Genomic DNA, 12,250 nt, shown 5'->3' with positions numbered 1-12,250 from the left:
TTGCACGCGCCACTAACTAAAAAGTTGAATGACCACTTTATGATCTACTCTTTGGCTTTAATGTTTATGGCGCTAGTGTGCTTAATAGTGGGGTGGTGGAGTTTCCAAGTTCGCATCAATCACATTGGGTTGGGCAATATCTTCCATTTGTGAGTTTAAATTGTCGATCATTTTAGTTAGTTTTTTTATGTCTTCTAGTTGCCTTACAATTGAGTCGTTGAGTTGTTCAATTAGGTCATCTTGAAACATGACTTTGGTTTCTAACTCTTCTACTCGTTGTTCTAAGTTCGCTTGGTTCATTGATTGGTCCGTTTAAATCTAAAGTTGATAATTAAGCTAAAGAATTGCCAAAATATCTTTTTCAATGGTTTCAGGCTTATCGGTTGGCGCATAACGTTTCACGACTTGTCCTTCTTTATTAACCAAGAACTTGGTGAAATTCCACTTGATACTTTTAGAGCCTAAAATACCTTTTGCTTCAGACTTAAGGTAGTTGTACAGCGGGTCGGCATTGTCACCATTAACATCAACTTTAGCAAAAAGAGGGAATGTGACCTTGTAGGTTAGATCACAAAAGCTCGCTATTTCTTGGTTGTCGCCTGGCTCTTGTTTGCCAAATTGATTACAGGGAAATCCCAATACTTCAAGACCGCTAGCTTGATGCTTAGATTGAAGCGCTTCTAAGCCTTTATATTGCGGAGTAAAGCCGCATTTACTGGCCGTATTTACAATTAGTAACGTTTTGCCTTTATAGTTTGATAACGGAACTAATTGATTATTGATGTCTTTAACTTCAAACTCATAGATTGATTGTGACATTTTTTGCCTCTAAAAGGTAAACTCTAATTGAACGTACATAGTACACTGATGTTCACAATTTGGTAAGCTCTGCGACTTGTTTAAACAGCGCTATTGAATATTAAAATTAAAGTATAGGAATAAACAATGAAATACCCTTTTAGGCTGATTAGCGTTGTATTGGTAGCGCTCATCTCGGCAAGCTTGCAAGCTCAACCGCTTGACGAAGAAACACTAGTTGCACAGCTAAGAGACAAAGCACTAAAAAGTGATTTACCTTTTCAAATTTTAGAGTCTTTAACGACTGAAGTAGGCGCAAGAATGCCCGGCACACCGCAAGATGCGCTAGCGGTGGAGTGGGGAGTGAATAAGTTAAAATCGCTCGGGTTTGATAAAGTTTGGAAAGAGCCTGTAGAGTTTGATACATGGATTAGAAAGCATGAAAGTGCTTCGATTACCGCGCCTTATTTTCATAATTTACATATTTCCGCACTTGGTTTTAGTGTTCCTACTGGCCCTAAAGGGATACATGCCGAAGTCGTGCACTTTGATTCAATTGAGGCATTACAGGCCGCGCCTGAAAATGCAGCAAAAGGAAAAATTGTTTTTATCAGCCGCAAAATGGAACGCTTTAGAAATGGTCAAGGTTATGGTCCTGCCGTTAAGGCGAGGCGTAATGGAGCGGTTGAGGCGGCTAAAAAAGGTGCCGTTGCGGTTGTAATACGTTCCATTGGTACAGACTCGCACCGTTTACCGCATACTGGACTAATGCAGTACCAACAAGGCGTTAAGCGTATTCCTGCTGCAGCACTTTCCAATCCAGATGCCGATTTATTAGTGCGAATTTTTAAGCGCAAGCAGCCTGTCCGAATTAACTTAAGAATTGATTCGCACCAGGGTGAAAAATATACTTCACACAATGTGATAGGCGAGATGTTAGGTAGTGAGCTACCGAATGAGAAAGTAGTAATCGGTGGCCATTTAGACTCTTGGGATCTTGGAACTGGTGCGGTTGATGACGGCGCTGGCGTTGCAATCACTATGGCTGCGGCGAAAATGATTGGTGATAGCCCAGTTCGCCCTAAGCGAACGATTCGCGTGGTATTGTGGGCTAATGAAGAACAAGGTTTAATTGGCGCAAAAGCTTATGCTAAAGCACATAAAGACGATTTAGCTAACCATGTTACGGGGGCTGAGTCAGACTTTGGCGCGGGAAAAATCTATGCGTTTGCATCGAATGTTGCGGAAGATAATTTGCCTGTCGTTAAAAAAATGCAGCGTTTAATGCGGCCTTTAGGAATTGAGTATGTCGATAACAACGCTGGTCCTGGACCTGATTTAATTCCGATGTATCAATTAGGTATGTCTGTATTTAGTTTACGCCAAGATGGGACTGACTATTTTGATCTGCACCATACTGCTGATGATACGCTCGATAAAGTAGTGCCGGAAAACTTATCACAAAATACTGCTGCTTATATTGTGTTTGCTTATATTGCAGCAAATAGTGAGCAAAAATTAAGCCGTTAAGCTATGTTTAGCGGCAGCTAACTTTAATCGTTATTTATTTTTTAGGGAAAGTATTATGAGCGAAGAATTAATTCTCGGCAGTGAACATAATGGGGTTTATCAAATTGTGTTTAACCGCGGCGATAAGCTTAACGCGCTTACTGACTCAATGTATGCAAGTTTAATTCGTCATTTGAAGCTTGCAGAAGAAGACGATTCAGTCAAAGTAGTCGTATTAATGAGCAACACTAAGCATTTTAGTGCAGGAAACGATTTAGCTGATTTTTTAGAAACTGAGTTTAATTTAGAGAGCAATGTTGTACAGTTTTTAATTCAATTAGCGAGCATGAAAAAGCCACTGTTGGCCGCCGTAGGTGGCGCGGCAGTGGGAATTGGTACTACAATGTTGTTGCACTGTGACTTGGTTTATGCGGCTGCAGATAGTAAATTTAGCGTTCCATTTATAAAGCTTGGCTTAACCCCTGAAGGTGGCTCTAGTCAATTGTTGAGCTACCGGTGTGGACAATTAAAAGCGAATGAATGGTTGCTCACTGGGCGTAATGTACTGGCTGAAGAAGCCTTGCAAACCGGCTTAGTTAATCAAGTCTACGACAGTATAGAGGCTACTTGGAATGAGTGTATAGCAACCGCTGAGTCTATCGCAAAAAATCCATTGCAAGTATTATTAGAAACCAAAAAATTAACTCATGGAGCTACTCAACACCAAATTATTGAGCTCATTAAGAAAGAAGGCACAATATTTGGTCAACAGTTGCAAACAGAGCAGGCTAAAGCCGCTTTTGCCGCATTTTTAGGACGTTAATCGCTTGCTTTTGAGTTGAAATTAAACCATTTGCCCAAATAAAGGTGGTTAGTGAGCGTTATCAGTAAAATGTATTAATCAAATAGCACTAACTGAATAGCATTAACTGAAAAGCACTAACTGAAAAGCACTAACTGAAAGTATCGACTGATACAGGTTATTTATTATTAGCTATATGAATTGGCTTTGAGTGGAAAATTAAAATGAAACGTGTATTGTTTTTTATCGCTACAAACCTCGCCATTGTATTAGTTTTAAGCATTGTATTGAGTGTTTTAGGCCCAGCATTAGGTTTAAACCCAGGAAGTTATTCTAGCCTGTTGCTTTTTGCTGCTGTGTTTGGTTTTGGCGGTGCTTTTATATCGCTATTAATGTCTAAATTTATCGCCAAACGTTCAGTTGGCGCGCAGGTAATTGATAATCCACGCAATGAAACCGAGCGGTGGCTGTTAAACACTGTCGCGCGTCAATCAAAGTTAGCTGGAATAGGTATGCCAGAAGTGGCGGTTTATGAGTCACCAGAAATGAACGCATTTGCTACCGGCGCAAGTAAGAACAACTCGCTGGTGGCGGTAAGTACCGGGCTTTTGGAGTCTATGCAACCTAAAGAAATAGAAGCAGTGCTAGCCCATGAAGTATCTCACATAGCTAACGGTGATATGGTGACTTTAACTTTAATTCAGGGTGTTGTGAATACTTTTGTCATCTTTTTAGCGCGTGCGATTGCTGGGGTGATAAATAATGCCATGCGTGGTAATAATAATCAGGGAGGCGGCTTAGGTGGCTTTGCCTATTATGGAATTGTGATTGTTTTAGAGATTCTATTTGGCATATTAGCAAGTATTATTGTCATGTGGTTTTCTAGGCAGCGTGAGTTTCGTGCCGACGCTGGAGCAGCTAAACTAGAAGGTAGTCCAGCAATGATTGCCGCGTTACAAAGGTTGAGTCAAAACCACGAAAGCCAACTCGAGGGCTCTATGGTAGCTTTTGGGATCGCAGGCAAGGCGTCGTTTAGCGACCTCTTTAGAAGTCATCCGCCAATTGAACAGCGTATTGCTGCATTAAGAAAACTGTAAGTAAACAACTAGCGGCATAAATTGGCCAGTAATTTAGTCATCATTAAATAAGCTGGCCAATGATTTTTCTGAGTTGTGTATGTGCGTGTGTATGTGTATAATTGGCGAAAGGTTGATAGAGGAGAGCTAATATGCAAACGGCCCATGACGAGCTAAGACGTAAAAACTATATGGTGTCTGACTCAAATATCAATAAAGTCGACAATATTGCCAAACAAGCAGGACTTTCATCAAGTGCTGTTATTCGTTTAGCCATTGAAGCTTACGAGCCACAAAATGCGAGCGAACTTGACACCCCAGAATTAATCGAGTTAGTCTCTGAGCGCCTAAAAGAAGCCATTGAATCAACCCGCAATGCTAACCATAAAGTAGCTGTGACTTTACAAACGCTTGAAAACTTGGAATCAAATCAACATGGCTAGCTGGAAAGATATCTTACTGGAAACTCTGACGCTTACTGATGAAGTAAAACGTTTAAATGCGAGAACCGAGAAACTTTCTGATCGGACTCTTGAGATTGATAAACGCTTAGTTCGGTTAGAAACAATGGTTGAAATTGCCAGTTTAAACCAGCCAAAACTAAATAAGCAAAACTAGAATTAAAGCACTCTAATCTTAGCTAGTTTTAAATGTTAAATGGTGTTGTTAACTAGCCAATTTAAAGCAAACCACGCAATGGGTTTGTGTTGCGAGTTCATCGCATTAACATTTACCAAACCATTCAGTCTTCTAAATAAAACATCCCAGGAATCCAACTTTTTTTGAAGGCTTTAGTTTGCGCTAGCGTTTCGTTTTCAGGATCAACAAATTTAAACTGCTTAGTGCCTATAGAAAGAATGTCCTGATCATTTAATGGTTGACTTGTAACTTGCTGATTATTAACAAAAGTGTGGTTGGTACTTTCTAGATCTTGAATGAAGCAAATGTGGGCACCATCTTTTAGCTCTTTAAGCTCAACTTTGGCATGTTTTTGACTTACTGAAGGATCATCTAAATAAATATCGTTTTTTATCGAGCGTCCAATGGTTAAACCTTGGCTGCCGATTTCAAACTTATTAATAACTTCACCGTCAACTAAATGAACTAAAATTGGCATCTTCTAATACCTAGAGGTTTTCAATGCTCTAATGCTAGATAAATTATTAAACGATTTAAAGCTTAATCGCATTAAAATGTCTAACGGTACGCGTTTTATATCTCTAAGATAAATATTAGCCTTTAAGTTTGCCGTTACTTGACTCAGCTTAAGCTATATAAAGTGGCATATGGCAAGGCAAAGGCTTAATCCCAAATAGATTAAGCAAACTTGGTGTTTTACTTGTTTGCGCATTGTACTTTTCCTTATTGAGCATTTATAACAAGTAAAGCAAGCGCTGTGCCAGTTACTGCTAAATAGTTAAGCTATTGTTATATAAGACTTTAAATTGTTTTCCCTAGATTGCCAGTATAATAACAGCGTCCGCTAATTAATTAACGGACACCTGAGTGTCCCAATAGCGGACATAGATTAGCCTAAATTACCGACTAGAATATCGCCAAAGGCGAATTGGTTTAACGTAAAGCTTTCACATATAATGGCTTAACATTTTTTTAAGAGAAGCATTATGAAAATAGAAAAGGATTGTGTAGTACAGTTTAAATATATTCTATCTGACGAAAGCCAAAAAGAGCTTGAGAAGTCAGATGATAAAGTCCCTATGGCATATTTGCATGGACACAATAACTTACTTTCTGGGTTAGAAAAAGCGATGCAAGGTAGAGAAGCTGGTGACTCTTTTTCGGTGACTTTAGCGCCTAGTGAAGCATATGGAGAAGTGCTTCCAGATCAAGAACAACGTATTCCAATTAAACACCTTCAGGGCGCTAAAAAATGGAAAAAAGGTATGGTTGGGGTTGTGCATACTGAAAAGGGGCGTCGCCAAGTTAGTGTGGTAAAAGCCGGTAAATTTATGGTGACGGTTGATTTTAATCACCCATTTGCGGGTAAAACCTTACAGTTCGATGTAGATATAATCGATGTGCGCGCTGCAACGGGTGAAGAGTTAGCACATGGCCACGCTCACGGCGTGGGTGGTCATCAACACTAAGTGTTTTTAAGTCTTTAAGAGGTAACTTTATGGCTAAAACTATTTTAATTACCGGAGCTAACCGAGGTATTGGGCTAGCTTTGTGTGAAACTTATGTTGCACGTGGAGAGAATGTTATTGGCGTATGCCGAAAGTCTTCTGAAGCTTTAGAGGCGCTAAACGTTAAAGTGATATCTGGAATTGACGTAAGCAAGCCAGAAGACCTTATAAAACTGTCAGAAGCGATATCCGCAGAAACAATCGATATATTAATTAATAACGCTGGGATCCTAAGAAGTTCTAGTTTTAGTGATCTGAACTATGATGATATTTTTGAACAGTTTAAAGTTAATGCTGTAGCACCGCTAAGGGTTGTCGAGGCGGTGGCACCTCACTTAACCAGTGGCAGTAAAGTGGCTATGATTACTAGCCGCATGGGCTCAATTGAAGATAACTCTTCTGGCGGCAGCTACGGTTATCGCATGTCTAAGTGCGCGCTAAATGCCGCAGGCAAGTCGTTGGCTATGGACTTTAAACCGAGAGGCATTGCAGTTGCGCTTCTGCATCCCGGCTATGTTTCTACCGAAATGGTTAATTTTAGCGGCCTAATTGAACCACAAGAGTCTGCCCAAGGACTTGTAGCGCGAATTGACGAGCTAAACTTAGATAACTCTGGCAGCTTTTGGCACAGTAATGGTGAGCTCCTGCCTTGGTAGTCGTTTAGTTGGGTTTGTAAGTACTTGGTTAAAGCGCCAGCAAAAGGTAATTTTGCTGGTTAGCTTTACTGAATAGCTTTACTGGGCATTTATGGGCATTTATGGTCGTTATTGGGTGTGGGTGTGTGCTTGTTTAACAAAGTTAGGTACTTCTTGAGGTTTTATGGCTTTGGAAAATAAGAACCCTTGAATTAAGTCGCACTGATGCTCAGTTAAAAACTTCAACTGTTCTTCTGTTTCCACACCTTCGGCAACTAATTCTAGGCCTAAACTATGAGCTAAAATAATAGTCGAACGAACAATACCTTGGCTTTCTTTACTTTCCATAAGATTCGTAATAAACATACCATCTAGCTTTAATGTGTCGGCAGGAAAGTTTTGTATATATTGTAAAGAAGAATAGCCGGTACCAAAGTCATCAATTGCAATACGTAACCCCATTTTTTTCATAGCGCGTAATGTTTCTAATGTGCGCTCTGAGTGTTCAACAAATACGGCTTCGGTGATTTCAATTTCTAATTGGTTTGGGTTAACTTGATGAATAATAAGCTGAGCTTTAATGTGTTCTAATAGAGTATCGCTGATCAAGTGCCCTGCAGAAATATTTACCGCTACGGTAACGTCAGTGAACCCTTGTTGCTTCCAATTGTTGAGTTGTTTACAGGCTTCTGAAATAACCCATCGATCAATTTGATTAATGAGCCCAGTTTCTTCAGCAATGGGAATAAACTCTCCAGGTGAAACAAAACCAATTTCGGGATTTTTCCAACGTATCAGTGCTTCAACATTTTTATATTCATTATCGCTGGTGCGTCTTTGGGGCTGATAGAGCAAGTAAAGTTCGTGTTTGTCTATGGCGGAACGTAAATTGGTTTCAATCGCAAGTCGCTCTAGCGAGCTTCTATTCATTTCTTCATTGTAATAGCTAAAGTGGCCAGGACCTTTCTCTTTCGCATGGTACATACTAATATCTGCGTTTTTGAGTAAGGTTTTATCGTCTTCACCATTTTCTGGAAAAATGCTAATTCCAATACTGGTGGACACATGTAAGATATGTTCTTGAATATGGAAAGGCGTTTTAAAACTAGAGATAATTCGGCGTGCAGTTTTTGCGGCATCTTGTGGATTATTTAGGTTCTCAAGTAAAAATACAAATTCATCACCGCCCAGTCGTGCCACAGTGTCGCCTTCACGAGCTAATTTGGAAAGGCGTTTGGCGACTTCTTTTAAAAGTAAATCACCACTTTGGTGCCCTAAGTTGTCATTAATGACTTTAAATCGGTCTAAATCTAGAAATAAAAGCGCTAAAATATTCGAGTTCCGACTAGAGTTTGTGATTGCGTGGTGCAGTCTGTCGACGAGCAAATAACGGTTAGGTAAACCTGTTAAAGAGTCAAAGTGTGCCTTTTGATAGAGCTGCTCTGTGCGAACTTCTACCAGTCTTTGCAATTGTTTGCCTTGCAAAGTGAGATCGTTTTCTCTTTCTTGAACCGTGTCGAGCATTAAATTGAACTCTTTTATTAAGCCTCCGACTTCATCGTTCCTGCGTGACTTAAGCCTAGTTTCAAAGCTTTGATTTTTATAAATGCGTTTGATATGTCGTACCATTCTACGAATAGGGTAGGTTAGAGATTGTTCAAAAAAACCAGCGACAATATAAGTTACGACGAGTGCAGCTAAAAATATGCTAGCTAAATAGATATAACGGGTTTTTTGGATGCTACGCAATTGCGGTAAATGATTTTCGGAATAAAAATAGCCGAGTATGTCGGTTTCGCTGTAGTTAGTGTAAATAGGTTCAATAATCTTTATTTTGGCCTGTTCAAGTTGCAAACGTGGGCCAGAAAGATCGGGCTGTTTTGATTGTGGGAGCAAGTTATAGTATGCGAGAGCGCTGCCATCACTTAGGTATACAGCTGCTTTTCTAACATGGTTTTGCTCGCTAAATACTTTTAATCGCTCGGTAGCGGATTCGTAATTGGTAGATTGTAATACTGGCACTAAGTCGTTTGCGAAAATTTGTGCCCTAAATGCCTTGTTTTCAATTACTTGAGATTCAAGCTGTTGATTGAAATAAGAAATAAGCCCAACCGCAATAAGAGTAAATAATAGCAAAATACTCGATGCCATTATCGTTAACTGAACTCTTAAAGGGAACTGCTTGCTTAAATTCTTCACTATGCCTACTAAATTATTTACGTCTGATTTTTATTGGACATGCGCTTTTCATTACGCGTTTGAAGCGATAAAACGCCAATACATGGGTTATCATTTCGCAAAGCGTTAAAACACAAGCATAAAAGCTTACCTGATAGCTGTACCTGATAGATAAAGTATAGACGAGCATCTTGACAAATTTAGCATATCCTATTGAATTTTAGTAATTTTAATCCATTTTTTAAGGTTAAGCGTGATAGCGAGCAAAATAGGTAATTTTTTGGGGCTCTATAATCAATTGTGGTACAGTTGCGCACTTCAGGGTTAAAGGCTTATTGATGTTTGAGTTAATAGTTAGGCTAAATGAAAAGCCAAACTATTTCTTCGCTGAAAATAACTCGATAAATAACCCACTATAAATATTCATTAAAAGCGAGAATAGAACCGTGGCAACTGATTTACCCAAAACATACACGAATGTTTTACAGATGATTGGCAATACTGCATTAATTGAATTAAACCAATTAGAAACGGGAAAGTGCAGGTTATTTGGAAAACTAGAATTAAACAACCCAACGGGTTCAATCAAAGATCGCATTGCACTTAATATGATCGAAACAGCCGAAGCCAACGGTGAACTCAAGCCTGGCCAAACAATTATAGAAGCTACCGCAGGTAATACCGGTTTAGGTTTAGCTTTGGTTGCTGCGCAAAAAGGCTACAAATTAAAAATTATATTACCAGACAAAATGAGTATGGAAAAAGAGTATAACCTGCGCGCTATGGGCGCTGAGGTTATTCGCACTCGTTCAGATGTTAACAAAGGGCACCCTGAATATTATCAAGATATGGCCGCTCGTATAGCGCAAGAAGAAGGCGCTTACTATATCAATCAGTTTGCTAACCCAGCTAATGTTGAAGCTCACTATAAAGGGACTGGGCCGGAAATTTGGCAGCAAACCGATGGGAAAGTTGATGCATTTGTTTGCGGTGTAGGTTCAAGTGGCACCTTAAGCGGTGTGGGTAAGTATTTAAAAGAGCAAAACTCAAAAGTTGAAATTGTATTAGCGGATCCTGAAGGCTCAATTTTATCGCCATTGCATAATACTGGAATTCAACCCGAAGCAGGTAAGTGGCTTGTAGAAGGTATTGGTGAAGATTTTATCCCATCAATTTGTGATATGAACTTAGTTGATAAGGCTTATTCTATTAGTGATAAACAAGCGATGTTGGCTTCACGCGAGCTACTTTTAAAAACCGGTATTATGGCGGGATCTTCAACGGGTACCTTGCTGCAAGCAGCGTTAAATTATTGCCAAGCACAAACAGAAGCCAAAACTGTTGTTACTTTGATTTGTGATACAGGAAATCGCTATTTATCTAAACTCTATAATGATGAATGGATGCAACAACAGGGGTTTTTAGACTAGTTTTTAACCACTATTAACGCAAGACTTTATTTTTGGGTTAAATTATATGAGAAAGCACAATGGGTAATGATAACGAGCTTAAATTTGATAGTTTAGTCATTCATGCCGGACAGTCTCCTGATCCGGCAACTGGGGCAGTCATGCCGCCAATCTATCAAACTTCTACTTATGTGCAGTCTGCCCCAGGAGAGCATCAGGGGTTTGAGTATTCGCGTTCACAAAACCCCACACGTTTTGCTTACGAGCGTTGTATTGCTAGTTTAGAAAATGGTAGCCGAGGGTTTGCATTTGCGTCGGGTATGGCAGCAATTGCGACCCTATTAGAGCTTGTGAATTACGGCGATCATGTTATTGCAATGGATGATTTATACGGCGGTACCTACCGGCTGTTTGATAAAGTTAGAAAACGCTCTGCGGGAGTCGAATTTGACTTTATCGATATGAGTAATATTGAAAATCTAGAAGCCGCGATTAAACCAAATACAAAAATGATTTGGGTTGAAACTCCCAGTAACCCAATGTTAAAACTGGTTGATTTAAAAGCGATTGCACAAGTCGCCAAAAAACATAAGCTAATTGCTGTCGCTGACAATACATTCGCTACACCGTTTAATCAAAAACCGTTAGATTTTGGGTTTGATATAGTGATGCATTCAGCTACTAAATACATAAACGGCCATTCTGATATGGTGGGAGGCGTTGCGGTAGTTGGAGATAATAAAGAGTTAGCAGAGTCGTTAGCTTTTTTACAAAACTCGGTTGGCGCTATTGCTGGCCCATTTGATAGTTACTTAGCTTTACGAGGCTTAAAAACATTAGCACTGCGAATGCAACGGCATAATCAAAGTGGGATTAGAATAGCTCAGTGGTTAACCGCACACCCTAAAATTGAATCGGTTTATTTTCCTGGACTTCCAGAGCATCCTCAATTTGACTTAGCAAACCGACAAATGCGTGGCTACGGCGGCATGATTTCGATATTAGTTAAAGGTGGAGAAAAAGCGGCTAGTCAGTTTATGCAAAATATGAAAATTTTTGCGCTTGCAGAAAGTTTAGGTGGGGTGGAAAGTTTAGTTAACCATCCAGCAATTATGACTCATGCATCTGTGCCTAAAGAGGTTCGCAAAAAACTTGGAATTGCTAATAATTTGGTGCGGCTATCCGTTGGCATAGAAGATGTCGAAGATTTAATTGAAGATATTCGCCAAGCATTAGAAAAAATATAATAGTCTACAGCATTAAGGCTAAAGTGAGTGCCTTTAGTCTGGTTCCCAGAGTTTATCGCTTGGACTCTGGGAGCAAGTGGTAAAGATCTTTTCTTTCTGGCGTAATTTTGCGCATGCTTCTCAAATAACACCCGATTTCGCTTTCTGCGCTTCTGCGGCTAGGAAAAGGCCCCATGTCTAGTCCTTCTCGCGTGGCAAAATACCACCCCGCACTTTTATAAAATACTCTGTCGCCGACTGCTGAGGTTGCGGTAAATTTCAACTGCTGACTTGGATGTGCCATTGCTTGAAACTCCTTTTAAGCAAGTTAGGTAGCCATTATAGTTCTGGGCGATATTTTATCCTAGTGGCAGAGTACCTATATTTGTGTGAGATATTGTCCATTCTAAAGTCAAATTAGCACTTAAAAAATGAATTTATATATCCCGTTGAGCTAGTTGAAGGCTGCA

At 39.7% G+C, this 12,250-nt stretch carries 14 protein-coding genes; 9 read left to right on the top strand and 5 right to left on the bottom strand.

Translation table 11 applies throughout. The features are described 5' to 3' along the window. Window positions 1-81: 81 nt before the first annotated feature. Together ACUR5C_RS10840 and ACUR5C_RS10835 are read right to left on the bottom strand one after the other, a co-directional pair. The gene (locus ACUR5C_RS10840) at window positions 82-300 is read right to left on the bottom strand and encodes a SlyX family protein (RefSeq protein ID WP_454465142.1); all 219 of its coding nucleotides are present in this window, start codon (window positions 298-300) and stop codon (window positions 82-84) included. Between the two features lie 36 nt (window positions 301-336). Continuing rightward, window positions 337-819 (bottom strand): glutathione peroxidase, encoded by a 483-nt coding sequence (locus ACUR5C_RS10835; protein ID WP_454465141.1) that lies wholly within the window; start codon window positions 817-819, stop codon window positions 337-339. Window positions 820-945: 126 nt separating this feature from the next. Between ACUR5C_RS10835 and ACUR5C_RS10830 the strand changes: the two genes are divergently transcribed. From ACUR5C_RS10830 to ACUR5C_RS10810, 5 genes are all read left to right on the top strand, one after another. Then, a complete protein-coding gene (locus tag ACUR5C_RS10830) occupies window positions 946-2,328 on the top strand; it encodes a M20/M25/M40 family metallo-hydrolase (RefSeq protein ID WP_454465140.1) in 1,383 nt (460 codons plus the stop codon). 55 nt (window positions 2,329-2,383) lie between these two features. Then, complete coding sequence (locus ACUR5C_RS10825) at window positions 2,384-3,130, top strand: enoyl-CoA hydratase-related protein (RefSeq protein WP_454465139.1); 747 nt, start codon at window positions 2,384-2,386, stop codon at window positions 3,128-3,130. A gap of 203 nt (window positions 3,131-3,333) precedes the next feature. After that, window positions 3,334-4,206 carry a protease HtpX gene (gene htpX / locus ACUR5C_RS10820; protein ID WP_454465138.1) on the top strand — a complete coding sequence of 291 codons (873 nt, stop codon included), beginning with the start codon at window positions 3,334-3,336 and terminating at the stop codon, window positions 4,204-4,206. A 131-nt stretch (window positions 4,207-4,337) separates the two neighbouring features. Then, complete coding sequence (locus tag ACUR5C_RS10815) at window positions 4,338-4,628, top strand: hypothetical protein (RefSeq protein ID WP_454465137.1); 291 nt, start codon at window positions 4,338-4,340, stop codon at window positions 4,626-4,628. After that, a complete protein-coding gene (locus ACUR5C_RS10810; protein ID WP_454465136.1) occupies window positions 4,621-4,803 on the top strand; it encodes a hypothetical protein in 183 nt (60 codons plus the stop codon). Before ACUR5C_RS10815 ends, ACUR5C_RS10810 begins: the two co-directional genes overlap by 8 nt. Window positions 4,804-4,927: 124 nt before the next feature. On the opposite strand, the gene ACUR5C_RS10805 is transcribed toward ACUR5C_RS10810, so the two are convergent. Next, window positions 4,928-5,302 (bottom strand): FHA domain-containing protein, encoded by a 375-nt coding sequence (locus ACUR5C_RS10805; RefSeq protein ID WP_454465135.1) that lies wholly within the window; start codon window positions 5,300-5,302, stop codon window positions 4,928-4,930. A 508-nt stretch (window positions 5,303-5,810) separates the two neighbouring features. Here ACUR5C_RS10805 and ACUR5C_RS10800 point away from each other — a divergent pair. Both ACUR5C_RS10800 and ACUR5C_RS10795 read left to right on the top strand, forming a co-directional pair. Further along, complete coding sequence (locus ACUR5C_RS10800; RefSeq protein WP_454465134.1) at window positions 5,811-6,293, top strand: FKBP-type peptidyl-prolyl cis-trans isomerase; 483 nt, start codon at window positions 5,811-5,813, stop codon at window positions 6,291-6,293. A gap of 29 nt (window positions 6,294-6,322) precedes the next feature. Beyond that, window positions 6,323-6,988 (top strand): SDR family oxidoreductase, encoded by a 666-nt coding sequence (locus ACUR5C_RS10795; RefSeq protein ID WP_454465133.1) that lies wholly within the window; start codon window positions 6,323-6,325, stop codon window positions 6,986-6,988. A gap of 108 nt (window positions 6,989-7,096) precedes the next feature. Here ACUR5C_RS10795 and ACUR5C_RS10790 read toward each other — a convergent pair whose 3' ends face one another. Then, complete coding sequence (locus ACUR5C_RS10790) at window positions 7,097-9,166, bottom strand: EAL domain-containing protein (RefSeq protein ID WP_454465132.1); 2,070 nt, start codon at window positions 9,164-9,166, stop codon at window positions 7,097-7,099. Window positions 9,167-9,591: 425 nt separating this feature from the next. Between ACUR5C_RS10790 and ACUR5C_RS10785 the strand changes: the two genes are divergently transcribed. Together ACUR5C_RS10785 and ACUR5C_RS10780 are read left to right on the top strand one after the other, a co-directional pair. Next, on the top strand, window positions 9,592-10,575 hold the full coding sequence (locus ACUR5C_RS10785; RefSeq protein WP_454465131.1) for a PLP-dependent cysteine synthase family protein: 984 nt from the start codon (window positions 9,592-9,594) through the stop codon (window positions 10,573-10,575). Between the two features lie 59 nt (window positions 10,576-10,634). Further along, window positions 10,635-11,801: a cystathionine gamma-synthase gene (locus ACUR5C_RS10780; protein WP_454465130.1), complete on the top strand. Its 1,167-nt coding sequence runs from the start codon at window positions 10,635-10,637 to the stop codon at window positions 11,799-11,801. Window positions 11,802-11,853: 52 nt separating this feature from the next. On the opposite strand, the gene ACUR5C_RS10775 is transcribed toward ACUR5C_RS10780, so the two are convergent. Then, entirely contained in the window at window positions 11,854-12,084 is a 231-nt protein-coding gene (locus ACUR5C_RS10775) for a DUF6316 family protein (RefSeq protein ID WP_454465129.1), read from the bottom strand. Window positions 12,085-12,250: the final 166 nt, after the last annotated feature.

It is taken from the genome of Aliikangiella aequoris (genome assembly GCF_053709105.1).
Note: the sequence above shows the minus strand (reverse complement) of the source record. Positions and strands in the feature narration are given on the sequence as shown.